The organism is Sphingopyxis sp. LARHCG72, from assembly GCF_052871675.1.
In genome coordinates this window covers 243676-269455 of sequence record NZ_JBIXJU010000006.1, presented here as the reverse complement: position 1 = coordinate 269455, position 25780 = coordinate 243676, and the positions used below count along the sequence as shown (strand labels likewise).

The window sequence follows — 25780 nt, the reverse complement described above, 5'->3', positions numbered from 1 at the left end:
CCGCGAACCCGCTCTGCTTCCATAATTTTCCGGTATCCGCGGCGAACGACAGTCATGCCGCCTGCGGCTCCGCAGCGCCGCAATAGCGCGCGACATAAGCCTGATGCTCGGGCAAGGTCGCGACCGTCTGCGCGATATTGTCGCGGATCGACTGGAACAATCGCTCGACCTCGTCGTCGCGCAGCTTGTCGGCGATGGGGTGATAGGTCTGCGGCTCGATCCCCTGCCCCATCATCACCTGCACCCAGCTATTCTCGGCGAACAATTCCTCATATTTGCGGAAGACGCGGCCGGTCTCGCGGAACAGCTCGATCTTCTGCTGCAAGGAATCGGGGATCGGCATGTTCGCGACATGGCGCCAGAAGGCGCTGTCGCGGCGGTTCGTCGCCTTGTAATGCAGCACGACAAAGTCGCGGATCTGCTCGATGTCGAGCCGCTGCTGGTCGTTGAACTCCATCGCATCGCGCTCGCTGACGCGCCCGTTCGGCATCAGCCGGATGAAGCGCAGCACCGCGCGCTGGATCAGGTGCACCGTCGTCGCCTCGAGCGGCTCGACGAAGCCACCCGCGAGGCCCACCGCAACGCAGTTGCGGAACCATTGCTTGCGCCGCACCCCGCCCCTGAACTTGATGTCGAACGGCTCGATCAGCGGCTCGCCGACGCTGCCCATCAGCCGGTCATAGGCGGCGTCGCGCGACAAATAGCCGCTCGAATAGACGATCCCCGCGCCCATGCGATGCTGGAGCGGGATGCGCCATTGCCACCCCGCGTCGTGCGCAATCGCCTGCGTATAAGGCTGTGGCGGCCCCAGATGCTTCGCCTGCACCGCGATCGCGCTGTCGTTGGGCAGCCAGTGGCTCCAGTCCTCGAACCCCGCGTGCAGCGCGCCGTCGATCAGCAGCCCGCGAAAGCCCGTGCAGTCGACAAACATGTCGCCTTCGATCCGCCGGTCGCCGTCGAGCTGCAGCGCGGCGATATCGCCATTCTCGCCATTCAGTTCGACGCGCGCGATCTTGCCCTCGACGCGCTTGCAGCCGTCCGCCTCGGCCAGCTTGCGCAAATAGCGGCCGTACAGCGTCGCATCGACATGATAGGCGTAATTCATCCGGTCTTCGGGCAGGTGCGCGAACTTGCCCTGCATTGCGGCAACGAGCTCGAGGCAATAATCGCTGTACGGCTGCTCGTGCCCGCGCGCGCGCGCGTTGAGCCAGAAATGCTGGAAGCCCGCCGACCAATGGTCCTTGCCGGACAGGCCGAAGCTGTGGAAATAGCTGTCGCCGTCGTGCTTCCAGTTGTCGAACAGGATGCCGAGCTTGAAGGTCGCCTGCGTCGCGCGCATGAATTCGGGCTCGGGAATACCGAGGATGCGGTTGAAATTGACCAGCGGCGGGATCGTCGATTCCCCGACGCCGATCGTGCCGATCTGCTCGGACTCGACCAGCGTCAGGTCGACGGTCTGTCCCATCGTGCGCGCGATCGCTGCCGCCATCATCCAGCCCGCAGTGCCTCCGCCCGCGATCACGATACGCTGGACCGGTTTCTTGTCGCTCATTTACTCAACGCCCTCAGCAAGAAGGCGCGCAGCCGCCCCGCCGTCTCGGACGTGAGCGGGGCGAGGATGCTGCGCGCGGTTTCGGGAATATGGTCGGTGACGCTCGCGTCATTGTCGAAAACATAATGGTCGAACTGCGCGCGCCAGATCGCCTTGTCTTCCGCCGGCAGGTCGCGGATCGCGAGAATTGCGTGGTTGAGCGCCGCCTGCGGCTGGCCGAGCCACGCAGGGGTGCGGCGCCACCAGTAATTGACGAGGATGTTGAAGTCCGCGAGCCCCTCGACATGGTGCCACCACATCGAGGGGATGAAGATCGCATCGCCGGGTTCGAGCTCGACCGTCAGCGCCTCGGCCATCGCGTCGACGAAGCGCGGGTGCGCGGCCAGGTCCGGCGCGTCGAAATCGACCATGCTGACGACGCGGCCCGCGGGCGTATTGTCGATCGGGCCGAGATAGAGGTTGCGGAACGCACCCGGTGGGAACAGCGTGAAGCGGCGGCGCCCCGCCGCGCAGCACGCGAGATTGTCGGGGAAGTCATTGTGCGCGGCGATCTTCGTCCGCGTGCCGATCCAGATGCTCCTGAGCGGGTCGCGGTCGCCCAGATCGAGCGGATTGGCATCGTCGAGTCCGTCGAAATGCGACGGAATGTCGATCGAAGCGAGATAGACGGTGCGGCTTTCGCCGCGTTCCTCGGCCGTATCGATCCCGCTGAAAATGTCGGCGAGCTTGCCCGTCCCGATCCGGAAATTCATCTCCATTTCGGCATCGTAGAACAGCCGGCCGTCGTGCCCCGGCGGGCCGATCGACACCTTGAACGGCCGCTCGCGCGCATGATCGAGCAGATAGCACCGCACGTCGCGCGCCGATCGCTTGCCCGCGGCGACGAGCGGCCAGTCTGCGACAAGACCGCGCAGGACAAAGGGCTCGCGCGCGCCTTCCAGCAACGCGTCGAGCCCCGCCCCCTTATCCCATTCCAGTTCGGGCACCCGCGCGAGGCGGTCGGTAAAGGCGCCACCCTGCTCAGCCACGGCCGAGCCTGCGGTTCTTGCGCGCGACCAGCACGGAGAGCTGCGACAGCGAGGCGAGCGCCATGAACATCGGCATCAGGTGCCCCGCGGCGTGGAGGCTACCCAGCGCCTCGCCATCCAGCGCACGCAGCTTCGCCTCGTCGATGATATGGAATCCGACGAGCGAATGGAGCGAGCCGTCGTCGAGCGTCACTTCGAGGCTGAACGGTTCGAGCAAATCATAGGCGAGCAAGGCGTCATAGAACGCCTTGCTCTCGCGATAGCCTTCGTCGAGGTCGCCGAGCCGTTCGGCGATGTCTACAAGATGAGGTGTCGCCACGCCATCGGCGTCGAACAACCGCATCCCTTCGCCGCCCGCCGCGATACGCGGATGGTCCATGTCGATATGGACCTGCCCCGGCCCGTCGCCATTCGCCGGAAGGCCGATCAGGAAGGGCTGGATCGCGACCGACAGCGGGCGATAGCGCGCGTCCCAGCGATTGCCGTCGAGGAACAGATTTTCGCCGTTCTGGAAGCCGAACATCGCCAGCGCGGAGAAATCCTCGCGCCCCGTCTCGCGGCGGAACAGGATCGGGAAATGCGCCTGCACGCGGCGGAATTCGCTCGGTACCGTCAGCGTCGCCATGATGTCGTCACCCAGCTCCGCGCCCGCATCGGTCCGGATGCGCAGGTCGCGGTGGGTCTTGTTGTCGAGGACGGCGTGGCGGGTCATCAAATTCCTTCCTGTCGCGCCGCGACCCTATGGGCGTCGGGGCGCAGCGCATCGAGATAGTCGCGATTGGCGGGCAGCGCCGCGGCGAGCGACCTCGCGCGCTGGCGGATTTCAGCGAGCAAGGCCCCCATTCGCTCGTTCGCGGCCAGACCGGCGGGGACCGGATAGCCCATGCCATAGAGGATATATTGATGGCTTTCGGCCGAGAAAATCTCGTCGACGCGCGGGAAGTCCCACGCCGACGGCGGCTGGTCGCGCCACAGCGCCAGCATGTCGGCGAGCCGCGGCGGGATATGTGCCGGATCGCGCTGTGCCAGCCAGTAAGGCTCTTCACGCCGGCTCAGCGCATAATGCAGCTTGAGAAACTCGACGATGCGGTCCCAGCGATAGCGGAACAGCTCGTTGAAACGATCGACATGGATCGCCATTGCGTCGCGGCTCGCCGGGAAATTGTCGATCAGCGCGTTCAGCGACAATTCGATCAGCACGATCGCCGACGCCTCGAGCGGCTCGATGAAGCCCGCCGACAGGCCGATCGCGATGCAATTTCCTTCCCAGAAACGCGCGCGGTGACCCGTCGGAAAGCTCAGGCGGCGCACCGGAACCTCGGGTGCGCCCGGCAGCACGCGGGCGATATAGCCGCGCAGCGTTGCCTCGGCCGCGTCGTCATCGATAAAGCGGCTGGCGTAGACACATCCGATACCGCGGCGCCCCGGCAGGCCGATATCCCAGATCCAGCCTGCGGCGTGCGCGGTCGATATCGTCTGCGACGCGATCGGGCTGCCCGGCGCAACCGGCACCTGCGCCGCGAGCGCGCGATCGTTGAACAAGGTGTCGCTGCGGTCGATCCATTCGACGCCCAGCTCGCCGCCGATCAGCAACGACGCATGCCCGGTGCAATCGATGAACAGGTCGCCTGCGATATCGCCATGATGGCGGGTCGCGACCGCGGCGATCCCGCGCTCGCCGTCGCGCGACACCCCGACGACATGATCCGATATGTGCCGCACCCCGAGCCGCCCGACCGCGTGCGCCGCGAGCAGCGCCGCAAACTTGCCGGCATCGAGATGATAGGCGTAATTCGCCGCACCCTGATAGTCGGGCATCGCACGTTGCCGCGGTGCAAGGTCGAGGTCGCAGACATGTGCCTGAGCGGTCATGACCGCCGCGAACGGCTGGCCGGGCGCCCCCGCCTGCCAGGCCGCCAGCAACTCCCGCATCGGAGCGGCAGGAGGCGAGGTGAAGGGATGCAGATAGCGGTCGTCCGCCGCACCGTTCACCCAGCCGTCGAAGCGCGAACCCTGTTTGAACGATCCGTCGCACGCCGCAAGGAATTCGGCCTCGCCGATGCCGATTGCGGCCAGCGTCGCGCGCATCGTCGGCCATGTCCCTTCGCCGACGCCGATCGTCGGAATGTCGGGCGCCTCGATCAACGTGACCGACAGCTTGCCCGCGACGGCGCGGGGCGCGCTGGCGAGACGCGACGCCGCGAGCCAGCCGGCGGTGCCGCCGCCCACGATGACAACCCTCTCGATCGCGCTAGTCATTGCCGTCGATCCTAGGCCGGCCTGGCCTCGCCGTCACGCAAAAGAGCCGCGCCCGAAAAGGCGCGACCCCCTTGCCTGCGACCGGGCGGAGATGACCCACCTGCCTTAGAAGCTGAACCGGACCCCGGCGGCGTATCGGGCGAAACCGGGCGACACGAAGGTCACGTTATTTTCGTGCCTCAGATGCTTGCGCTGCCCCTCGCCCGTCAGGTTGATCGCCTCGACAAAGGCGGTGAGCCCGGGAACGAACTCGTAGCTCGCGCTGGCGTCGATCTGCCAATAGGCCTCGGTATAGGTCGGGTTGGGGCCCGTTCCCGAAAGGAATTTGTCGCGCCAGTTCCATGCTACGCGCGCCTGGATCGGCCCCTTGTCGTAAAAGGCAACGGCGTTGGCCGTGTCGCTCAGCCCGACCAGCGCGAACTGCGCCACGGACGACGGCTGGCTATTGTCGTAAGTCGCGTCGCCGTTGACGATCGTATAGTTCAGGATCACGCCAAAGCCCGTATCCCAGAAGCTGTGCTGTAGCGCGAACTCCCAACCGTTGAGCGACGCGGTCTGGTCGCTGTTGACCGGCGTCGTAATCTCGAAATTGACCAGCGGATCGCCCGGCGCGGCGTTGATGATATTGCCCGTGACCGTGCCGGGGAAATTGGTGATGATATATTGGCGGATCTGCGCGACGGTCGCGTTCGGACCCAGCGCGGCCACAGCGGCGTTCCACCGCGGCCCTTCGACCGGCGTCGTCAGCCCGAACGCACTGCTGTCGATGCGCGTCGAGGATATGAAATTGCTCACATCCTTGTGGAAATAGCCCGCCGAAATATAGCTGTCGCGCGCGTAATACCATTCGGCCGACAGGTCGATATTCTTGGATTTATAGGGGATCAGCCCCGGGTTGCCCTGCGCGCCGCCGCCGCCGCCGACGCGGAACAATGTGTCGATCGTCCGCCCGCCCTGCATCAGGTCATAGCTGGGACGCGCGATCGTGTGGCTGTACGAAGCGCGCAGCTTGACGTCCTGCAATGGCGAGATGTCGAAATCGATCGCGGGCAGCCAGTTGTCGTAGGATCCCTTGAACCTGGTGAAGTCGCTATCGCCCGAAAAGACGACGTTGAATTCATTGTCGCCGACCCAGGTGGTCGTGACGGGGACCGGCACCAGCGCCGCCGACGAAATGTCGGTCGTCTCGTACCGGATGCCGGCAACGAGATGCGCCGAATTGTCGAACAGGTCGAATACCGTCGCCACCTGCAGGTACGGCGCCAGCGTTTTTTCGCTGATGCGCCGGTCGGTGTTGAAGTTCGCGAGGCACGTGCCGGGCATGGCCGAACCCGTCGCGGGGTTGCTGCACGTCTGGAAATTCTGCTCGACCAGATCCGCCATGCGCTCGAAATCGAAACGATAGAAGCTTCCGATCATCCCCGGTTGCGCGAGGCCCGGGAATTTGTCCGGCAGCGTCACGAGCGAGAAGATGTCGTCGGGAATGCTCGACGCCGGCCCCGCCCCACCCCACGTATCGTCGTTCTGGATCGTGCCGAAAGCCGAACGCACCTTGCTGTCGACATAGGATACGCCGAAGTCGATGCTGTCGAGGAAGCCGCCGTCATGGTCATATTGACCGCGCAGCTGCACCTGGTTGATCCGGTTCCGGAAAATGGCGTTGCGGAAGGCATTGCCCGTCGGCGTGATCAGCGCCGGGTTCAGCGGATCGATACCGGGGTACATGCCATAGGAAATGACCGGCAGGTCGTTTTCGAAATTGATCGTCTGGTTCTGGACGCCGAAAACGGCATTGCCCAGCGACATGCTCGATCCGAAGCGATTGACCGGATTCACCTCGGCGGTCGAATGGTGACCATCGAGTTCGAAGGTGACGCCGCCCGGCCCGTTCCATTCCAGATTGACGCCCAGCGACTTGTTCTCTGCGCGGTTTTCGGTCAGCGCGCCGCTGTACGACAGGTCCTTGCCGCCATAGAGCGCGTTCGGTCCGGGCACACCGGTCGGCGCCGCGAAGCGTTCGGTGTAGAAGAGCGGACCGGCGACCGGGCCGTCGGTCCACGCGCTCGTCGTGTCTTCGTGGTTGAACCACACGCCGACATTGCTGTTGCGCGTTTCGACGGTGTTGCGCGCATAGGTATAGTCGATCGTCGCGGTAAACGCGTCGCTCGGACGGAATTGCAGCACCGCCTGGCCGTTGATGCGCTCGCGATTGACATCGTTGAGGTCGTAGGAGGTATTCTGCGGAACCTGATAGACGTCGGTCGGATCGGGCCGGTTCGTGATGTTGGCCGCGCGCGGCGTGCCCGGCTGCGCCAGCGAACCCCAGTTGTTCTCGCTGCCCAGATAGCCATCGCGCCAGCCGACGTTCGCGTTGTTTTCGCTCGACTTGCGCTTCTGGTACGACCCCGTGATCAGGATGCCGATCGTGTCGTTCGCAAAGGTTGTGCTGATAATGCCCGATACCTCGGGGGTGATCGGATTGCCTTCGTTACGCGACGAGTCATAGACGCCCTTGACCGCGAGGCTGCCCCGCAGGCCCGGCTTGTCCAGCGGGCGCGGCGTGCGGAGGTTGATGATCGAGCCGATCCCGCCCGATTCCATCGTAACCCGGCCGCTCTTGTAGACCTCGACCCCGGCGATGCCTTCGGAAGCGATATTGTCGAAATCGAACGAGCGCGACGATGGGGCATTGTCCCCGCCGCCGATCAGCGCGGTCGGCATCTGGCGCCCGTTCAACGTCACCAGGTTGAATTCGGGACCGAAGCCGCGGACGGTCACGAGCGAGCCTTCGCCGTTCGAGCGGTCGATCGACACGCCGGTGATGCGCTGGAGCGATTCGGCGAGGTTGGTGTCGGGGAATTTGCCGATATCTTCGGCCGAAATCGCATCGACGACGCCCTGCGCCTCGCGCTTGATATCGGCCGATGCGGCAAGACTGGCGCGAATGCCGGTTACGACGATCTCGTCGCCGTTCACGTCACCTTCGGCTGGCGCCTCCTGCGCCGCCGCGGCCTGCGCCACGCCCATCAGCGCGAATGCCGACGTCCCTACGAGAAAATTCGCGAGCCAACGCTTCTGAGATGCCTGCACCCCTATCCTCCCCATTTTGCAACGCTCTGTTCGGCGGCATTTTCTTGAATGTGAACGTTCACCTAAATGATAACGTTCCCTTTGTCAATCCGCCCGATATGATGCTTTCGCAGCGGATGACTACGTATTCGAGTAAGAATCCATGCCTCTCGGACGCTCTTATGTGGCTTCGTTACGCGTAGTGCGTGAGCGGTGACACTGGCAGTGTGTCGGCGCCCCGCCTTCCAGGATGCTCGGTTTGACGCCGCAATTTGCCAGCTTTACCTCGCCAGTCAGAAGTGAGATGGTATCGCGACATCTATCAAGGGAGGGGCAAATGAAATCGGCGACAGCATATTGTCTGTCAATTTTCCTGGTGATGCTTCCGTCCGGCACGATGGCGCAGGCGGATGCGGCGCCGCAGCAGATCGATCCGCGCGCGATGACCATGAGTGAAATTCGCGTTCACAACGCCAAGCTCGATCGCAAGGATCGAAAATATATCGTCTGTCGAACAAGCGACCAGACCGGCTCGTTGGCCCGCAAAAATCGTATTTGCCGTACGAATAGCGAGTGGGATCGGGCGTCGCGCGCCGCGCAGGACTGGACCAACGGCGTTTCGCAAAGCTCGCGAAGCATGCCCGTTCCGCTGCCGCCTGGCAGCGGACAGTAAGCGCCATCGACCAGACGGCTCTGCTAACGGCTCCAGCGCGCAAAAATGGCCGTCGGAAGCAATAGCCCCCTCGCCTCCTCACGCACCGCGAGTTCCCCGCATTCGACCTTGCCCGGCAAGTCGGCAAAAAGCTGCGCCAATAGCTCGCCGATCGCGAGCGCCGACATGCGCACCGCATAGACGGTGAGGAACAGCGCGCGGCTGTCCGCATCGAGCAGCTGGCGGCAGTCGGCGAGCAAGGGCGCGAGTCCCTCCTCGATCTGCCAGCGTTCGCCCGCCGGGCCGCGGCCGAATTTCGGCGGGTCGAGCAGGATCGCGTCGTAGCGCTTCTCGCGCCGGACCTCGCGTGCGGTGAACTTGCCCGCGTCGTCGAGGATCCAGCGCACCGGCTTGTCGGCCATGCCGGCAAGCGCAGCATTCTCGCGCGCCTGCCCCACCGACTTCTTCGATGCGTCGACATGCGTGACCGACGCGCCCGCCGCGGCGAGCGCCTGGCTACCGACGCCGGTATAGCCGAACAGGTTCAGGAAGGCCGGATCGGGCTTGTCGGCGACTTTCTCGCGCAGCCAGTCCCACACCGGCGCCATGTCGGGAAAAAAGCCCAGATGGCGGAACGGCGTGCACGATGCGGTGAAGCGCGTCTCGCGCCAGCCGAGCGGCCAGCCTTCGGCGGGCACGGGCTTGTTATAATACCAGCGGCCGCCGCCGTCGTCGTCCGACGCGGGGATGAACTCGCCGTCCGCCTTGTCCCACTCGCTGGCGGGCAGCGCAGGCGCCCACATCGCCTGTGGTTCGGGGCGGATGAAGCGAAAGCGGCCATAGCGTTCGAGCTTGCGCCCGTTCCCGCTGTCGACGAGCCCATAATCGTCCCACGCCTCGCCGACGAGCGTGACGAGGGGCAGAAGGTCAGCCACGCGCCGCTTCCGCGAGAACGAACGCCTTCACCGCGTCATAGTCGCCCGGCAGGCGTTCGTAACGCTCTTCGCGATCGAACAGATTGCCGAGCCGCGCAGGCAGCGGCGGGCGCACGCCGGTCGCGCGCTCGACCGCTTCGCGAAACTTCGCGGGATGCGCGGTCGCGAGCGTGACGACGGGAATATCGTCATCGATGTCGAGCGCGCGCGCCGCCGCGAGGCCGACCGCGCTGTGCGGATCGATGATCTGCCCGCCATGTTCCTGCGCCCAGCGCAGCGCGAGCGCCATCGCGTCGCCGTCGATGCTCGCGCTCGAGAAGAGTCCGCGCGCGCCCGCCAGCATGTCCGCGGGGATCGACATCGCGCGGTTCTTGTCGAACTCGCCCATCATGCCGGTGATCGCGGCGCCGTCGCGGCCCGCTAGGTCGAACAGCAGCCGTTCGAAATTGCTGCTGACCTGGATGTCCATGCTCGGCGTCGCGGTCGGCGTCACCGTGCCCGCGCTATAGTCGCCGCTGGTCAGTGCGCGGTGGAGGATGTCGTTGACGTTCGTCGCGACGACGAGCTTTGCGATCGGCAACCCCATCTGCGCCGCGACATAACCCGCGAACACATCGCCGAAATTGCCCGTCGGCACCGAGAAGGCAACCGGGCGGTCGGGCCCGCCGAGCCGCACCGCGGCGTAGAAATAATAGACGACCTGCGCCATCAGCCGCGCCCAGTTGATGCTGTTCACCGCCGACAGGTTCACCTGCGCGCGCGCCTCTTCGTCGCCGAACAGCCGCTTCACCATCGCCTGCGCGTCGTCGAAGCTGCCGTCGATCGCGATGTTATGGACATTGGGCGCGAGCACCGTCGTCATCTGGCGGCGCTGGACGTCGCTCACGCGGCCTTCGGGATGGAGCATGAAGATCTGGATATGTTCGCGCCCCGCGACCGCCTCGATCGCCGCCGACCCGGTGTCGCCCGAGGTCGCACCGACGATCGTGATGTCGGTGTCGCCGCCCGCGAGGAACTTTTCGAACAGTTCGCCGAGCAATTGCAGCGCGACATCCTTGAACGCGAGCGTCGGGCCGTGGAAGAGTTCGAGGAGCCAGTGGCGATGGTCGAGCTGGACGAGCGGGGTTACCGCGTCATGGCTGAAGCGGCCATAGGCGGCACGGCAGAGGCTGCGCAGCTCGTCCTCGGTCAGCACGCCCGCGACGAAGGGGCGCATGATCCGTACCGCGGTTTCGGCATAGTCGAGCCCCGCGAGCGCGCGGATTTCGTCGGTCGACATCTGCGGCCATTTTGCCGGCACATACAGGCCACCGTCGCTGGCAAGGCCCGCGAGCGTCGCGGCACGAAAGTCGAGGGTCGGCGCGGAGCCGCGAGTGCTGATATAGTCCATCACGGACAGCGCCTAGCGGCGCGCCGTCACGGCTGCAAGCGGCGGCGGACCGCGAGGACGTAGATAATCAGCGCAACAATCGCGAAGAAGAACCATTGGAACGCGTAGGCCAGGTGGTTGTTCGGCGTATCGTCGGCGGAGGGAACCGCGCTGGCGCGGAGGCCCGCGGCCGGCTGATCGGCGATCAGCATCGCGCGCGCGGGGCTCGCCTTGCCCATCGCGCGTTCCATCACCGTCGGCTGTTCGGGTCCGGGAACGATCGTCCCCTGCACCGTTCCGCCCGTCCATTGGGGCGGGGTGAAAGTGTCGCCGATCCCGACATCGACGAGCACGCCCGGACCTTCGGCGCCGGTACGACACTCGGCGATCATGCGGATGCCCGACTTGCCCTTGCGGTCGGTGCCGCTGCGCGGATCCCAGCCCACCGGATCGAGGCAAACGATGCTGCTCTTGCGATAGAGGAAGGCGTCGGCAACGGGCGGCAGTTCGGGATAAGCGACGGTCGAGGACATCGCCATGTTGCGCTGGAACAGCGCGATCAGCGCTTCCTTCTCGCTCTTGCGCTGGAGCTGCCAGACGCCGAGCGCGATCATGACAGCGACCGCGGCAAGCACGAGGATCGTGGGGATCAGCGGCCAGCGCCGCGCGGGCTGTTGGGCTGGTTCAGTCATGCTTGTCCACCTTGCGGCCCTCGGCCGCCTGACGCTGGTGCTCGCTCGCCAGCAAGGCGCCCTTGCCGACGCGCAGGCCATAGACGACCGCGGCGGCGGTCAAGGGCACCCACAGGATGACATGCACCCACAAGGGCGGGCGCACGACGGCATCGAGCGTGAGCGCGATCGCGATCAACAGCGCGCCGATGATCAATGTCAGGAAGGCCGCGGGGCCGTCGCCGACATTATAGCGGCCATAATCGAGCCCGCAGCTTTCGCATTTCGGACGAAACTTTACCGGCCCGTCGAACAGGGCCGGCGCGCCGCATTCGGGGCAGAGACCAAAAAGGGCAGCGCGCCAGACCGGCGGCTGCCCTTTTTGAATTTTGTCGCCAGTCGGCAATTTAGTGCGCGGCGATCGGCGCGCCCCAGCCGCCCCAGACATAGACGATGATGAAGAGGAACAGCCACACGACGTCGACGAAGTGCCAGTACCAGGCCGCGGCCTCGAACCCGAAATGCTGGGTCGGGGTGAAGTGGCCCTTGTAGGTGCGCACGAGGCAGACGATCAGGAAGATCGTGCCGACAAGCACGTGGAAGCCGTGGAAGCCGGTCGCCATGTAGAAGGCCGAGCTGTAGTTGCTCTGTCCGAAGCCCCACGGCGCGTGAGCATATTCATATGCCTGGATCGTCGAGAAGACGACGCCGAGGATGATCGTCAGCCACAGGCCCTTCTTCAGGCCTTCGCGGTCACCGTGGATCAGCGCGTGGTGCGCCCAAGTGATCGTCGTGCCCGAGCAGAGCAGGATCAGCGTGTTGAGCAGCGGCAGCGAGAAGGGATCGATGACTTCGATGCCCTTCGGCGGCCACATGGTGATCGCCGCGGCGCCATCCTGCCCGAACAGCGAGGTGACCGCGCCTTCGGCATATTCGATCGGAACCGGGAAGAGCGAGAAGTCGAACCACGCCCAGAACCAGCCGACGAAGAACATCACTTCCGATGCGATGAACAGGATCATGCCGTAACGCAGATGGAGCTGAACGACCGGGGTATGGTCGCCGGCGTGGGCTTCGTTGATGACGTCCGACCACCAGCTGAAGAAGGTGGCGATCACGCCCATGAAGCCGAGGCCGAGGACCCACTTGCCGATGCCGCCGAAATAATCCGCGTGCATCGCCATGACGAGCCCGAAGAACATCACGAGTGCAGCGACCGAGCCGATGAGCGGCCAGACGCTGGGGTTTACGAGGTGATAGTCATGATGTTTCGCACCGGACATGGCGTGTTTCCCGTTTTTAGCAGCCCCAGCATGACGATTCCCCATCATCTGCCGGTCTTGTTAGACTCTTGTTCGCGGCCTTAGCTCGCCTTTTTACCCTCGTCTACAGGGTGGAAGGTATAGCTGAGGGTGATTTCCTGCACGTCGCGCGCGTCGGGGTCGTCCATGATCTTCGGATCGACGAAGAACAACACCGGCATGCGCATCTGCTGCCCCGGCTCGAGCCGTTGCTCGGTGAAGCAGAAGCACTGGATCTTGGTAAAATATTTGCCCGCTTGGTCGGGCGTGACGTTGAAACTGGCGGTCCCGACAACGGGATGCGCCGAATTATTTTCGGCAATGAAGATCGCCATGTCGCGCGCGCCGACGCTGACCGTATCGCGCGGATGCTCGGGATAGAATTTCCACGGCAGGTTCGGCGAGACATTGGCGTCGAAACGCACCGAGATCGTCTGGCTCAATATCTCGGGCTCGGCCGCCGCAGCGACCGGGTCATAACGCTGCGTCGTGCCGCCGAACCCGGTGACGCGGCAGAACAGGTCGTACAGCGGCACGGCGGCAAAGCCGAGGCCCGTCATCGCGACCGCGATCAGCGCGGCGAAGCTCGCGGTCTTCGCGTTCGGAGACATGCGCCCGATCATGAGAAAATCTGCATCTTTGCGATGGTGATGAAGAAGAACAGGATCGCGAGCGCGCCGAGCATCCACGCCATCATGTTCGCGCGGCTGCGCTGGCGGCGGCGATATTCGGCCTCGTCGAAGGGTTCGAGATTCGGTTTTTCGGTCATAGCGGCCACCAATGGTCGGCAACGACAGCGCCGAACAATATGAAAAGATAGGCGATCGAATAAGCGAACAGGCGCTTTTCGGGTTGCATGAGGTCGCCCTCGCCCGTCGTGCGCGTGCCGACCTGGATCGACAGCAGCACGAAGACCGCCGACAGGATCATCGCGGTCCAGCCATAGAGCGCGCCGGTATAGCCGAGCGGCCAGGGCGCGATCGCACCGATCGCCATGATGACGGCGTAAAAAAGAATCTGGCGCCGCGTCGACTTCTCGCCCGCAACGACGGGCATCATCGGAATGCCCGCGGCGGCATAGTCCGAGCGGACGAACAGCGCGAGCGCCCAGAAATGCGGCGGCGTCCACAGGAAGATGAGAAGGAAGAGCAGCACCGGCAGCGGGGCGATCGAACCTGTCGCAGCGACCCAGCCGATCAGCGGCGGGAACGCACCCGCGGCGCCGCCGATGACGATATTCTGCGGCGTCCGCGGCTTCAGCCACATCGTATAGACGAAGACGTAGAAAAGGATCGAGACCGCGAGCAGCAAGGTCGCCTGCCAGTTCGACGCGAAGAGCATCAGGAACAGCGAAAAGGCGGCAAGCCCGACGCCGAATTGCAGCGCAGTCTGCGGATCGAGGCGCCCCGCGGGAAGCGGCCGCCCGGCGGTCCGCTTCATCTTGGCGTCGAGTCCGGCTTCATACCATTGGTTGAGCGCACCCGAAGCCCCTGCCCCCAGCGCGATCGCAAGGATCGACGAGAAAGCAAGGACGGGCGGGACGCTGCCCGGCGCCGCGAGCAAGCCGCACAAGGCGGTGAACACCACCAGCGACATCACGCGGGGCTTCGTCAGCGCGAACAGGTCGCGCCAATCGGCGGGTAACGCCGTTTCGCCGTGGGTCAGGCTCTGCGCCATATTTACTCCGGCCCGAAAATCGTGCGCCCCCTGCCGTCAAACGGCAGGGGGCAACACAAATCAGGCGATACGCGGCAGTTCGTTGAACTGGTGGAACGGCGGCGGGCTCGACAGCGTCCATTCGAGCGTCGTCGCGCCTTCGCCCCACGGATTGTCGGCGGCCTTCTTGCCGGCGAACAGCGAGTAGAGGATGTTCACGAAGAAGAACACCATGCCGGCGGCCATGATCACATAGCCGAACGACGAGATGTAATGCCAATAGGCATAGGCTTCCGCATAGTCGGGGTAACGGCGCGGCATGCCCTGCTGGCCCAGGAAGTGCTGGGGGAAGAACATGACGTTCACGCCGATGAAGAAGACCCAGAAGTGCAGCTGTCCGAGGAACTCGTTGTACATCCGGCCCGACATCTTCGGGAACCAGTAGTAGAAGCCGGCGAAGAGCGAGAAGACCGCGCCCAGCGACAGAACATAGTGGAAGTGCGCGACGACATAATAGGTGTCGTGCAGGTTGGTGTCGACGCCGCCATTGGCGAGCACGACGCCGGTCACGCCGCCGACGGTGAACATGAAGATGAAGCCCAAGGACCACATCATCGGCGTCTTGAAGGTCATCGAACCGCCCCACATGGTGGCAATCCAGCTGAAGATCTTGATGCCCGTCGGGACCGCGATGACCATCGTCGCCGCAGTGAAGTACATTTTGAGGTTCACGCTCATGCCGACCGTGAACATGTGGTGCGCCCACACGATGAAGCCGACGACGCCGATCGCGACCATGGCATATGCCATGCCGAGGTAACCGAACACCGGCTTCTTGCTGAAGGTCGAGATGATCTGGCTGACGATGCCGAAGCCCGGCAGGATCATGATGTACACTTCGGGGTGGCCGAAGAACCAGAAGAGATGCTGATAGAGGACAGGGTCGCCGCCGCCGGCCGCATCATAGAAGGTGGTGCCGAAGTTGCGGTCGGTCAGCAGCATGGTGATCGCCGCAGCGAGAACCGGCAGCGCGAGCAGCAGCAGGAAGGCGGTGACGAGCACCGACCACACGAACAGCGGCATCTTGTGCAGCGTCATGCCGGGTGCGCGCATGTTGAAGATGGTGGTGATGAAGTTGATCGCACCGAGGATCGAAGCCGCGCCCGCGAGGTGGAGCGAGAAGATCGCCATGTCGACCGCCGGGCCTGCCGAGCCGCTGGTCGAAAGCGGGGCATAGACCGTCCAGCCGGTGCCGGCGCCATGACCGCTGCCCCCCGGGACGAACATCGAGCCGACGAGCATGAAGAACGCGACGAACGTCAGCCAGAAGGACACGTTGTTCATGCGCGGGAACGCCATGTCGGGCGCGCCGATCATCAGCGGCACGAACCAGTTGCCGAAGCCGCCGATCATCGCCGGCATGACCATGAAGAACACCATGATCAGGCCGTGCGCGGTGATCATCACGTTCCAGAAATGCTTGCCCGCGACCTCGTCGGCACCGCCGCCAAGGGCGCTGGCCCAGCCCGAAAGATACTGGACGCCGGGTTCGGCGAGTTCGAGACGCATCATGCCCGAAAGCGCGCCGCCGACGATGCCGGCGACGATCGCGAAGATCAGGTAGAGCGTGCCGATGTCCTTGTGGTTCGTCGACATGAACCAGCGGACAAAGAAGCCGGGCGTGTCGTGATCATGGTCGTCATGCGCATGGACGGCATGGCCATGATCGGGTGCAGTTGCAGCGATATCGGTCATCTGTCGGACCCCTTATTAATTCTTGGCGGCCGGCGCAGCGGCAGGAGCCGCTGCGGGCGCAGCTTCGGGTGCAGCGGTCGGCGCGGCGGCCGGCGTTGCGGCAGGTGCCGCAGTAGCGGGCGCCGGCGCGGCAGCGACAGGAGCCGCGGCGACCGGACCAGCAGGGTTGCCGCCCTTCGAGCGGACCCACGCTTCCCACTTGTCCACCGGAAGCACTTCGACGGCGATCGGCATGTAGCCGTGATCAACGCCGCACAGTTCCGAACACTGGCCGTAATAGACGCCGACCTTGTTCGCGGTGAACGTCGTTTCGTTGGCGCGGCCGGGGACCGCGTCCATCTTGGTCCAGAAGGCCGGGACCGCGAAGCTGTGGATCACGTCGGCGCCGGTGATGATCAGTTTCACCTGACGACCGACGGGGACGACCATGCGGTTGTCGACGGCGAGGTGATAGGGTTCACCCGCGGCCTTCGCCTTGTCTTCGGGCAGGATCTTCGAGACATATTCGCCGATGCCCTGGTCGGGATAGGCATAGCCCCAATACCATTGGTAACCCGTGACCTTGATGGTCAGCGCATCCTTCTTCGGTGGCTCATACTGCGCCGCGAGCAGGCGGATCGACGGCACCGCGATCACCGCGAGGATCAGCACCGGAATGGCGGTCCAGATGATTTCGATGAAGGTGTTGTGCGTCGTCTTCGACGGAACCGGGTTCGCCTTGGCGCGGAAACGGAACATCACCCAGAGCAGAAGACCGAGGACGATCAGCGTGATCACCGTGATGACGGGGAGCAGGATGACATGGTTGAACCAATATGCCTGTTCGCCGATCGGGCTGACCTGCGGCTGGAAATCGATGCCCTTGTCGATCGGCTGGCCGACCCCGGGGGTCGGCTTCATCGGGACATAGGTCGCATCGCCAGCCGGTGCCGCGGCGGTCGTCGCGACCGGCGCCGCTGCCGGAGCAGCCGCATCGGCGGCGGCCGGAGCCGGATTCGCCGGAGCCGTTGCGGCGGGTGCTTCGGCCGGAGCCGTCGCGGGTGCCTGCGCATGGCCGGCGCCCATCGCGCCGAGCGACAAAGCAGCCGCAATTACAAGGGTTTTCAAGCTCTTCATAAGGATAGTGCCGCCCGTTGCCTGTTGTTCTTATTGATGCCCCAGCCGGCCTTTCCCCACTGCTGGACACAGGTCCACGCAGCCATCGGACAGGCTGAATCTCGCGGGCGCTATAGACCCGCTTGCCGCTTGCCTCAAGCATCTCTAACACTATTTTGCGGCTGGATAATCTTCGCCGCTCAAACCCGCTCGCCCGCCACGGGCGACGCACAGGACAAAAGAATAATTCTCCCATGACCGATGACGAAATCCTGGCCGAGTTCCGCGCCGCCGACGCCCTGCTGCAGGGCCATTTCCTGCTCTCCTCGGGCCGCCACAGCGAATATTACCTGCAATGCGCGCGCGTATTGATGGATACCGAGCGTGCGGGTCGGCTTGCTGTCGCGCTCGCCGCCAAATTGCCGCGAGAACTCAAACAGACGATCGATATCGTCGTTTCGCCCGCAATGGGCGGGGTGATCATCGGGCATGAAATGGGCCGCGCGCTCGGCAAGCCCGCGATTTTCGTCGAGCGCCCGACGGGCACCTTCGAACTGCGCCGCGGCTTTGCGATCGAACCCGGCGCGAAGGTGCTGATGGTCGAGGATGTCGTGACCACCGGCCTGTCGTCGCGCGAAGCGATGGACGCGGTGCGCGCCGCGGGCGGCGAAGTCGTCGCGGAAGCCGCCCTCGTCGACCGGTCGGCGGGTCATGTCGAACTCGGCGTGCCCTTCTACCCGCTCGTCGCGATCAATTTCCCGACCTATGCCGAGGACGAGCTGCCGCCCGAACTGGCGAAGACCAAGGCGATGAAGCCCGGGAGCCGCGCGAATTGAGCCAGCGGCTTCGCCTCGGGGTCAACATCGACCATGTCGCGACGATCCGTAACGCGCGCGGCGGCGAGCATCCCGACCCGGTGCGCGCGGCCGAAATCGTCGCGGCGGTCGGCGGCGACGGCATCACCGCGCACCTGCGCGAGGACCGGCGCCATATCCGCGACGACGACCTCGCGCGCATCCAGGCCGCGACCGACCTGCCGCTGAACCTCGAAATGGCGGCGACCGACGAGATGGTCGAGATCGCGCTGCGCCACAGCCCGCACGCCGCGTGCATCGTCCCCGAAAAGCGCGAGGAGCGCACGACCGAGGGCGGGCTTGACGCAGCGGGGCAGCACAACCACCTCGCCCCGATCGTCGCGCGGCTGAACGACGCGGGCATCCGCGTCAGCCTGTTCATCGAACCTGACGCGCGACAGATCGAGGCGGCGATGCGGCTGCGCGCGCCCGTCGTCGAGTTCCACACCGGTCGCTATGCCCATGTCGAGGGCGAGGAACGCGCCGCCGAACTGCGCCGCCTCGCCGACGCCGCGGCGCTGGCGTGGAAGAATGGCATCGAGCCGCACGCCGGCCACGGCCTGACCTATGAGAATGTCGTGCCCGTCGCCGCGATCCCGCAGCTCGCCGAACTCAACATCGGCCACTATCTGATCGGCGAGGCGATCTTCACCGGGCTCGATCCCGCGGTGCGCCGGATGCGCGCGCTGATGGACGAGGCGCGGGGCGCGCTGTGATTATCGGCCTCGGTTCCGACCTCTGTAATATAGAGCGCATCCAAGCGTCGCTCGACCGCTTCGGCGAGCGGTTCGAAAATCGCGTCTTCACCGATGTCGAGCGCGCCAAGGCGGCGCGGCGCCCGTTCACACGTGCGGGAACCTACGCCAAGCGCTTCGCCGCGAAAGAAGCCTTCTCGAAGGCCGTCGGCACCGGCTTCAAGCGCGGCGTCTTCATGAAGGACATCGGCGTCGTCAACGCCCCCTCGGGCGCGCCGACACTGGCGCTTACGGGGGGTGCCGCCGAACGCCTCGCCGCGATGATCCCCGCGGGACACACCGCGCATATCCATCTGACGCTGACCGACGACCATCCGTGGGCGCAGGCCTTTGTCATCATCGAAGCAATCAAGGACTGAATGAATAATGGCGAAGGACAAGACGAAGGATGACGGGGGCTGGGGCAAGCTGATCCGCGATGTCGTGGTGATATTGCTCCTCGTGCTCGGCATCCACAGCTGTGTCGCCAAGCCCTTTTATATCCCGTCCGATTCGATGATGCCGGTGCTGCGCAATGGCGACCGGCTGATCGTCAGCAAATATCCCTATGGCTGGTCCTATTCGTCGGTCAGTTTCCACCTCGCGCCCAAGGTCGCGGGACGCTGGTTCGGCAAGCTGCCCGAGCGCGGCGATATCGTGGTGCTCGAGCATCCGGTGACGCGCATCGACTATATCAAGCGCGTGATCGGCCTGCCCGGCGACACGATCGAGCTGCGTAACGGCGAACTCAGCATCAACGGCAAGCCGGTGAAGCGCGAGGTCCAGCCGATGCTGGCGATCCCGGTTGATCTCAACACCCCAGGCCCCGACAGCAGCCTCTTCCGGTTCGTGAGCCGCGGTGCCGACGGAAAGGAAGTGCTCGAACTTCCGATCGTCCGCGAAACGCTTCCCGGCGGGGCGACCTTCGACACGATCGACATGGGCCCCGGCTATACGACCGACGACTATGGTCCGATCAAGGTCCCCGCCGATCACCTGTTCCTGATGGGCGACAACCGCGACGGCAGCGCCGACAGCCGCGTCGGCACCAACCAGAAGGGCCTCGGCGGCCCCGTCCCGTTCGACGCGATCGCCGGGCGCGCCGAGATCATCAGTTTTTCGACCGACGGAACAGCCGAATGGTACAACCCCTTGAGCTGGTTTAACGCCCTGCGATCGGGCCGCGCCGGAACCGATCTGCGCCCCGAGCGTCAGAGCGACTAGGCACAACGGGGAACAGGTGATGGCGGCGACACGAAAACCAGCGGCAACGCGTACAGCCGCCAGCGCCGCCGCGAAGGCCGAGGCGCACCGCGAAGCCCCCGGCCCCACCGAAATTCGCAGCCAGCTCGTCCGCACCGAGCTTCTGAAGGCCGGCGTCTGGATCGGCCTCGCGCTGCTCATCGGCGTCTGCATCGTGCTGATCCAGCCGATCCTGCTGATCTTCGCCGGTATCGTGATGGCATCGATGCTCGACGGCGGCACGCGCCTGCTCGGCCGCGTGCTGCCGATCGGACGCGGCTGGCGGCTGCTCATCGTCTGCCTCTCTTTGCTCGCCTTCCTCGGCTGGACGATCATGTTCGCGGGATCGCAAATCGCCGACCAGGCGGCGACGCTGCAGACCGTCGTGATGGCACAGATCGAACGCATCGCCGCGTGGGCAAGCGATCATGGCATGGGCAATCTCCAACTCGACACCAAGACGATCACCGATAATATCGCCGGCACCGTCGGCCGCGTTACCGCGGCGGTCGGCACCGTGCTCGGCGGCCTCACCAGCCTCGTCATGATCATCGTGCTCGGCATCTTCATCGCGATAGAGCCGCGGCTTTACGAGCGCGGCGTCGCGTGGATGCTGCCGATGAAGAGCCGCGAGAATTTCTATATTACCACGGCGCGCATGGGCTTCACGCTGCGCCGGTTGATGGCGGGGCGCCTGCTCGGCATGCTCGTCGAGGGGATCGGGACCTGGCTCGCCTGCCTTGCCGTCGGCATCCCGATGGCGGCGCTGATGGGGCTGCTCACCGGCCTGCTCGCCTTCATCCCCAATATCGGCGCGATCGTGTCGGGCGTGCTGCTCGTGCTCGTCGGCTTTTCGGCGGGGACCGATACCGGCCTCTGGGCGATCGCCATCTATTTCATCGTCCAGACGGTCGACGGTTACCTGATCGTCCCGATGGTCGCGAAGAAGACGGTCGACCTCGCCCCCGCGCTCGTGCTCGGCGCGCAGATATTGTTCGGCGCGCTGCTCGGCTTGATGGGGCTGTTCCTCGCCGACCCGATCGTCGCGATGATCAAGGTCGCGCTCGAACGCGAAGCCGAACGCAACGCCGACACCGCCAAAACGAAAACGGCGGCGGGTTCCTGAACCCGCCGCCGCTTCGGCTTTTCTCTTGTCAGTTCGTGCCGCTTATTGCGGCGGCCCGCCCGGCGCCGGGGCGCCGCCCGGGGCGCCCTGCATCATCTGTTGCTGCTGCATCATCTGCTGCTGTTGCTGCATCTGCTGTTGCATCGCGCGAACCTCGGCCTCCGAACGGAAATCGAGCAGCGTCACGGTAAAGTGCAGCGTGCTGTTCGCCGGGATCGGCCCGGTCTCCCGGTCACCATAACCAAGCTGCGGCGGAATGCTGATCTTGTATTCGCCGCCCTTTTTCATGCGGGTCAGCGCTTCGGAAAAGCCCGGAACGACCTGCGCGACCTGCATCGGCGCCTGTTCATTGGCGTCGAAAACGGTGCCGTCGTCGAGCTTGCCTTCATATTTCACCAGCACGACATCGGCCTTGGTCGGACTCTTCCCCGTGCCTTCCTTGACCACTTCGAACCCGATGCGGGGGGTCATGTGCCAGGCAAGGGCCGCGCCCGCGACGAGCAGCGCCGCGAGGCCGAACCACATCAGCCACAGGCCGCCCTTGCTCACCGGACGCAATGGAACCGTCGTTACGCTCATCTTGGATGATCCTTCCGCTGCCCCGGCCGGGGCGAAAATGCTGGCGAGGCCTATAGGCGCTGTGCCGCGCGGCGGTCCAGAGACAATATGCGCGCGTCGTGCATAACGAAAAAGGGCGCCGCGTTGCCGCAGCGCCCTTTTCACGATCAGGATCCCGAACGGGAGACGGTCTTACTTGATACCGTCGCGCTCCATCCGCTTGCGCTCCATCTTGCGGGCGCGGCGGACAGCGGCGGCACGCTCGCGGGCGCGCTTTTCGCTGGGCTTCTCGTAGTGACGGCGCAGCTTCATTTCGCGATACACGCCCTCACGCTGCAGCTTCTTCTTGAGCGCGCGAAGGGCCTGGTCGACATTATTGTCGCGAACGATGATCTGCATACGCCGTGTCGTCTCCTGTTCGTCAAAACGATTTGGTCCACCGGGCAACCCGGTTTGCCGTAAATCGCCGATATTCGGGCAATAAAAAGAGCGCCGCGATCACGCGACGTTCCGATGGGCAGCCAACTAGAGAGATTCGCGGCAAAATGCAAGCCCCCGCGCGGTGAACCGCCTCTGCCGCACCCTCGTCGCACCGTGACACCGCCCTGCCCGCTCGCGGGATTGTGTCCGCCCCTCGCCTTATGGCATAGGTAGCAGGACGAAACTAACATGACAAAGGGACAGGCCATGGCGACCCAGCTCCAGCGCAACAGCAAATATAGCGAAGCCGAATGGACAGCGCGGCAGGAGCTTGCCGCCTGTTACCGCATCTTCGCGATGATGGGCTGGGACGAGATGATCTTCAACCATATCACGGTGAAGCTGGAGGATCAGGAAGGCGCCTTCCTGATCAACCCCTATGGGATGCATTTCAGCGAAGTCACCGCCTCCAGCCTGATCAAGATCGACATCGACGGCAACAAGCTGGACGAGGACAATCCGTGGCACGTCAACAAGGCGGGCTTCGTCCAGCACAGCCTGTTCCACCGCGTCCTGCCCGACGCGCACGCGATCATCCATACCCACACCACCGCGACAATGGCGGTGTGCGGGCTCGAGGGCGGGTTGCAGCCGACGAACTTCTATGCCTGCAACTTCATGGGCCAGCTTGCCTATCATGATTTCGAGGGCATCACGGTGCGCGAGGAAGAGGGGGTACGGCTCGTCGAGCATCTGGGCGACAAGCGCATCCTGATGCTGCGCAACCATGGCCCCGTGGTGATGGGCAAGTCGCTGACCGACGCCTTCATCAAATATTGGGCGCTCCAGCGCGCGTGCGAAATCCAGCTCGCGACGATGAGCATGGGCAAGCCGATCCTGATCAGCGACGATGTCGTGAAGGTCCACCAGCGCGACCTTTACATGGCGCAAATCCCCGGCCGCCAGTCGGGCAAGGCCGAATTCGACGCGATGGTGCGCAAGGTCGACAAGATCGACACGAGCTGGCGTGACTAATCCGTCCATTCGGCTAACAGGGGCGGCATGACGCGATTCTCGGTCAACGACCGCCCGGTCGAATATCGTATGGACCCCGAAACGCCCCTCTTGTGGGCGCTGCGCGACGCGTCGAACCTGACCGGCACCAAATATGGGTGCGGCACAGGCGATTGCGGCGCGTGCACCGTCGACATCGACGGCGAGCCGATTCGCAGCTGCCTCGTCACGATCGCCGAATGCGAGGGGCGCTTTGTCACGACGATCGAGGGGCTCGCGCGCGACCGCAGCCACCCCGTGCAGCAAGCGTGGGTGGCCGAGCAGGTGCCGCAATGCGGTTTCTGCCAGTCGGGCATGATCATGGCCGCCGCGGTGCTGCTCCGGTCGAACAGCAATCCCAGCGACGCCGAGATCGATGCGGCGATGACGAATATCTGCCGCTGCGGCACCTATCCGCGCATTCGGACCGCGATCCGCCTCGCGGGCCGCGTGATCCGCGGCGAGGAGCGGATCGCCGCCGCGCCGCCGCCGGGCATCCGACCCGAGGATGCGGCAGGGGCCGTCCCCGCGCTGCGCCTGCCGCCCGGACGCTGAACGCACCCGTTCATCTAGCTGAACCGCAGGCAACGGCCCGGTCAGCGATCGATCATCTTGCGGGGCGTAAGAATCACCTCATCATCCCGGCTGGCGTCTCCAGCAAACGGGACATGAGTTGGAGAATGGCGAGATGAAGAAGATGTTCGGAGGGTTGCTGATCGCTGCAACGATCCTGACCCCCATCGCCCCCGCAGCCGCACAGGCATCGGGCGAACGGGTTCAGGTCGCGCAGCGCGGCGACCGGGGAGACCGCGGCCCACGCGGTCCCGAAGTGCGCCGCGGCGGCAATTGGGGTGGTCAGGCACGGCCTGAACGCCAGCAGAACCAGCAGCCGCGTGCGGAACGCCAGCAGCGCAGCGAAATGCGCCAGCAGCGCGGCAACGATCAGCAGCGACAGGCGCAGCGCGAGCAATGGCGACAGCAGCGCGGCAACAACGACGCGCAACGCCAGCAGTGGCAGCAGCAACGTGGCAACGACCAGCAACGGCAGGCCCAGCGTCAGCAGTGGCAGCAGCGGCAGGCCGAACAGCGCCAGCGCGGCACCTATGACCGAAACCGCGACGGCCGCACCGATCGTCAGTGGGATCGGAACCGCGACGGTCAGGTCGACCGCCAGTGGGACCGGAACCGCAATGGCCAGGTCGATCGCCGCTACGACCGCAACCGCAATGGCGACCTCGATCGCCGCTGGGACCGGAACGACAACAACCGCGTCGACCGTCGTTGGGACAACAACCGCAACGGCTCTGTCGACCGGCGCTATCGCGACGGCCGCAACGACCGCTGGGACCGGAACGACCGCAACAACCGGTGGAGCCGCGACTGGCGCAGCGACCGGCGATACGACTGGCGCAGCTATCGCGACCGGAACCGCAGCTATTACCGCATGCCGCGCTATTACAACCCGTATCGCGGCTACAACTACACGCGGTTCAGCATCGGCTTCACGCTCGGATCGCTCTTCTACGGCCAGCGCTACTGGATCAACGATCCGGGCTATTACCGCCTGCCGCCCGCCTACGGGGGTTATCGCTGGGTCCGCTATTATGACGACGCGCTTCTGGTCGATACCTATTCGGGCGAAGTGGTCGACGTGATCTACGATTTCTTCTGGTAATATTCCTTTCGGTTATCAGATGACAAACTGGGGGCCGGTTCGCCGGCCCCTTTTTTTGGAGTCCGCTTTCGATCGATTGCGGACGTTGCTGTGAGCGGATTCAAACGCCATGTTCGAGGTATGGCCGATTCTTCTTTACCGCCTTCCGACGTTCGCGTTCGGGACGCCATTCATTCAGTTTACAGGCATTTTGCGACGCCAGCGCCATCGGCCATAGAAGGCTGCCCTTGTTGCGTCGACACGCGAAATGTAGATGTTTTACTGACAACTCCACTACCGGAAATCACCGCACAAGCGCTTTGGCGCTATGTGTCGGGCGCCTACTACACGATCGGCAGCGACCAAGACTTTCGATATCTGCTCCCGCGTATTCTGGAAATATCGGTTAACGATCCCGGCAACGCCAACAACCCTGAAATCGTATTGAACAAGCTGGCCTTGGCACAATGGCGATCTTGGGGAACGGAAGAGCAGCAAGCGGTGAGCGAGCTATTGGACGCTTGGTTCGAGCGAGCGCTGGAGCAGGATTTGTCCGAAGCTGAAGATGGTTGGGTGGGCCGAGAAGCCGAGGGCGTCCTTTGCGGAGCGGCGTTGGCCGGATTTCCGCTAGATCAGTGGCTGGCTCGTCTGACCGAACCGTTTGCTGCGCCGGTCCTGGATGATTTGAAAGACAGATTCCCCGGCGAGCTATCGCCATTCTGGGAGCAATCGCCGAACGGCTTGAGCCAACTGTCGACGATCCTGGCACAGGGCCGCGCATAACGTCCGCTTCCCAC

General features: G+C 64.5%; 27 protein-coding genes. 10 read left to right on the top strand and 17 right to left on the bottom strand.

Features of this window, described 5'->3' with window-relative positions; genetic code table 11:
- Positions 1 to 52: 52 nt before the first annotated feature.
- The 5 genes from ACIPPQ_RS15610 to ACIPPQ_RS15590 form a co-directional block, all read right to left on the bottom strand.
- Entirely contained in the window at positions 53 to 1552 is a 1500-nt protein-coding gene (locus tag ACIPPQ_RS15610; protein WP_446544978.1) for a tryptophan halogenase family protein, read from the bottom strand.
- Positions 1549 to 2580, bottom strand: a complete 1032-nt coding sequence (locus ACIPPQ_RS15605; RefSeq protein ID WP_446544977.1) for a cupin-like domain-containing protein — start codon at positions 2578 to 2580, stop codon at positions 1549 to 1551. The genes ACIPPQ_RS15610 and ACIPPQ_RS15605 overlap by 4 nt, the downstream gene beginning before the upstream one ends.
- Positions 2573 to 3292: a SapC family protein gene (locus ACIPPQ_RS15600; RefSeq protein WP_446544976.1), complete on the bottom strand. Its 720-nt coding sequence runs from the start codon at positions 3290 to 3292 to the stop codon at positions 2573 to 2575. The genes ACIPPQ_RS15605 and ACIPPQ_RS15600 overlap by 8 nt, the downstream gene beginning before the upstream one ends.
- Positions 3292 to 4839 carry a tryptophan halogenase family protein gene (locus tag ACIPPQ_RS15595; RefSeq protein ID WP_446544975.1) on the bottom strand — a complete coding sequence of 516 codons (1548 nt, stop codon included), beginning with the start codon at positions 4837 to 4839 and terminating at the stop codon, positions 3292 to 3294. The genes ACIPPQ_RS15600 and ACIPPQ_RS15595 overlap by 1 nt, the downstream gene beginning before the upstream one ends.
- Positions 4840 to 4944: 105 nt before the next feature.
- Positions 4945 to 7929: a TonB-dependent receptor gene (locus ACIPPQ_RS15590; RefSeq protein ID WP_446544974.1), complete on the bottom strand. Its 2985-nt coding sequence runs from the start codon at positions 7927 to 7929 to the stop codon at positions 4945 to 4947.
- Positions 7930 to 8245: 316 nt separating this feature from the next.
- Here ACIPPQ_RS15590 and ACIPPQ_RS15585 point away from each other — a divergent pair, with 316 nt between their 5' ends.
- Positions 8246 to 8581, top strand: coding sequence for a hypothetical protein (locus tag ACIPPQ_RS15585; RefSeq protein WP_446544973.1), 336 nt, complete (start codon positions 8246 to 8248; stop codon positions 8579 to 8581).
- Between the two features lie 23 nt (positions 8582 to 8604).
- On the opposite strand, the gene ACIPPQ_RS15580 is transcribed toward ACIPPQ_RS15585, so the two are convergent.
- From ACIPPQ_RS15580 to coxB, 10 genes are all read right to left on the bottom strand, one after another.
- Complete coding sequence (locus ACIPPQ_RS15580; protein ID WP_446545034.1) at positions 8605 to 9483, bottom strand: class I SAM-dependent methyltransferase; 879 nt, start codon at positions 9481 to 9483, stop codon at positions 8605 to 8607.
- Between the two features lie 4 nt (positions 9484 to 9487).
- Positions 9488 to 10885: a threonine synthase gene (gene thrC, locus ACIPPQ_RS15575; RefSeq protein ID WP_446545033.1), complete on the bottom strand. Its 1398-nt coding sequence runs from the start codon at positions 10883 to 10885 to the stop codon at positions 9488 to 9490.
- Positions 10886 to 10911: 26 nt separating this feature from the next.
- Complete coding sequence (locus ACIPPQ_RS15570) at positions 10912 to 11556, bottom strand: SURF1 family protein (protein WP_446544972.1); 645 nt, start codon at positions 11554 to 11556, stop codon at positions 10912 to 10914.
- Positions 11549 to 11941, bottom strand: a complete 393-nt coding sequence (locus tag ACIPPQ_RS15565; RefSeq protein ID WP_446544971.1) for a DUF983 domain-containing protein — start codon at positions 11939 to 11941, stop codon at positions 11549 to 11551. Before ACIPPQ_RS15565 ends, ACIPPQ_RS15570 begins: the two co-directional genes overlap by 8 nt.
- A 1-nt stretch (position 11942) precedes the next feature.
- Positions 11943 to 12818 carry a cytochrome c oxidase subunit 3 gene (locus ACIPPQ_RS15560; protein ID WP_446544970.1) on the bottom strand — a complete coding sequence of 292 codons (876 nt, stop codon included), beginning with the start codon at positions 12816 to 12818 and terminating at the stop codon, positions 11943 to 11945.
- 80 nt (positions 12819 to 12898) lie between these two features.
- The gene (locus ACIPPQ_RS15555) at positions 12899 to 13447 is read right to left on the bottom strand and encodes a cytochrome c oxidase assembly protein (protein WP_327455971.1); all 549 of its coding nucleotides are present in this window, start codon (positions 13445 to 13447) and stop codon (positions 12899 to 12901) included.
- 8 nt (positions 13448 to 13455) lie between these two features.
- A complete protein-coding gene (locus ACIPPQ_RS15550) occupies positions 13456 to 13605 on the bottom strand; it encodes a hypothetical protein (RefSeq protein WP_327455973.1) in 150 nt (49 codons plus the stop codon).
- Positions 13602 to 14513, bottom strand: a complete 912-nt coding sequence (locus ACIPPQ_RS15545) for a heme o synthase (RefSeq protein WP_446544969.1) — start codon at positions 14511 to 14513, stop codon at positions 13602 to 13604. The genes ACIPPQ_RS15550 and ACIPPQ_RS15545 overlap by 4 nt, the downstream gene beginning before the upstream one ends.
- Before the next feature lie 60 nt (positions 14514 to 14573).
- Complete coding sequence (ctaD, locus tag ACIPPQ_RS15540) at positions 14574 to 16247, bottom strand: cytochrome c oxidase subunit I (RefSeq protein ID WP_446544968.1); 1674 nt, start codon at positions 16245 to 16247, stop codon at positions 14574 to 14576.
- 15 nt (positions 16248 to 16262) lie between these two features.
- A complete protein-coding gene (gene coxB, locus ACIPPQ_RS15535) occupies positions 16263 to 17363 on the bottom strand; it encodes a cytochrome c oxidase subunit II (RefSeq protein ID WP_446544967.1) in 1101 nt (366 codons plus the stop codon).
- Positions 17364 to 17596: 233 nt separating this feature from the next.
- On the opposite strand from coxB, the gene pyrE reads away from it, so the two are divergent.
- From pyrE to ACIPPQ_RS15510, 5 genes are read left to right on the top strand one after another with little or no spacing between them, the layout of a single operon-like run.
- Positions 17597 to 18178, top strand: a complete 582-nt coding sequence (pyrE, locus tag ACIPPQ_RS15530; RefSeq protein ID WP_446544966.1) for an orotate phosphoribosyltransferase — start codon at positions 17597 to 17599, stop codon at positions 18176 to 18178.
- Positions 18175 to 18912 (top strand): pyridoxine 5'-phosphate synthase, encoded by a 738-nt coding sequence (locus ACIPPQ_RS15525; RefSeq protein WP_446544965.1) that lies wholly within the window; start codon positions 18175 to 18177, stop codon positions 18910 to 18912. Before pyrE ends, ACIPPQ_RS15525 begins: the two co-directional genes overlap by 4 nt.
- Positions 18909 to 19310 (top strand): holo-ACP synthase, encoded by a 402-nt coding sequence (gene acpS / locus ACIPPQ_RS15520; RefSeq protein WP_446544964.1) that lies wholly within the window; start codon positions 18909 to 18911, stop codon positions 19308 to 19310. The genes ACIPPQ_RS15525 and acpS overlap by 4 nt, the downstream gene beginning before the upstream one ends.
- A gap of 7 nt (positions 19311 to 19317) precedes the next feature.
- A complete protein-coding gene (gene lepB, locus ACIPPQ_RS15515) occupies positions 19318 to 20154 on the top strand; it encodes a signal peptidase I (protein ID WP_446544963.1) in 837 nt (278 codons plus the stop codon).
- Positions 20155 to 20173: 19 nt separating this feature from the next.
- Positions 20174 to 21298 carry an AI-2E family transporter gene (locus ACIPPQ_RS15510; RefSeq protein WP_446544962.1) on the top strand — a complete coding sequence of 375 codons (1125 nt, stop codon included), beginning with the start codon at positions 20174 to 20176 and terminating at the stop codon, positions 21296 to 21298.
- 42 nt (positions 21299 to 21340) lie between these two features.
- Here ACIPPQ_RS15510 and ACIPPQ_RS15505 read toward each other — a convergent pair whose 3' ends face one another.
- Positions 21341 to 21877, bottom strand: coding sequence for an FKBP-type peptidyl-prolyl cis-trans isomerase (locus ACIPPQ_RS15505; RefSeq protein ID WP_446544961.1), 537 nt, complete (start codon positions 21875 to 21877; stop codon positions 21341 to 21343).
- Between the two features lie 171 nt (positions 21878 to 22048).
- The gene (gene rpsU / locus ACIPPQ_RS15500) at positions 22049 to 22255 is read right to left on the bottom strand and encodes a 30S ribosomal protein S21 (protein ID WP_003047635.1); all 207 of its coding nucleotides are present in this window, start codon (positions 22253 to 22255) and stop codon (positions 22049 to 22051) included.
- Positions 22256 to 22543: 288 nt separating this feature from the next.
- Here rpsU and ACIPPQ_RS15495 point away from each other — a divergent pair, with 288 nt between their 5' ends.
- The 4 genes from ACIPPQ_RS15495 to ACIPPQ_RS15480 all read left to right on the top strand — a co-directional run bounded on the left by ACIPPQ_RS15495 (position 22544) and on the right by ACIPPQ_RS15480 (position 25766).
- Complete coding sequence (locus tag ACIPPQ_RS15495; RefSeq protein WP_446544960.1) at positions 22544 to 23311, top strand: class II aldolase/adducin family protein; 768 nt, start codon at positions 22544 to 22546, stop codon at positions 23309 to 23311.
- 27 nt (positions 23312 to 23338) lie between these two features.
- Entirely contained in the window at positions 23339 to 23884 is a 546-nt protein-coding gene (locus tag ACIPPQ_RS15490; protein ID WP_446544959.1) for a (2Fe-2S)-binding protein, read from the top strand.
- Between the two features lie 133 nt (positions 23885 to 24017).
- A complete protein-coding gene (locus ACIPPQ_RS15485) occupies positions 24018 to 25004 on the top strand; it encodes an RcnB family protein (RefSeq protein ID WP_446544958.1) in 987 nt (328 codons plus the stop codon).
- Between the two features lie 90 nt (positions 25005 to 25094).
- The gene (locus ACIPPQ_RS15480; protein ID WP_446544957.1) at positions 25095 to 25766 is read left to right on the top strand and encodes a hypothetical protein; all 672 of its coding nucleotides are present in this window, start codon (positions 25095 to 25097) and stop codon (positions 25764 to 25766) included.
- Positions 25767 to 25780: the final 14 nt, after the last annotated feature.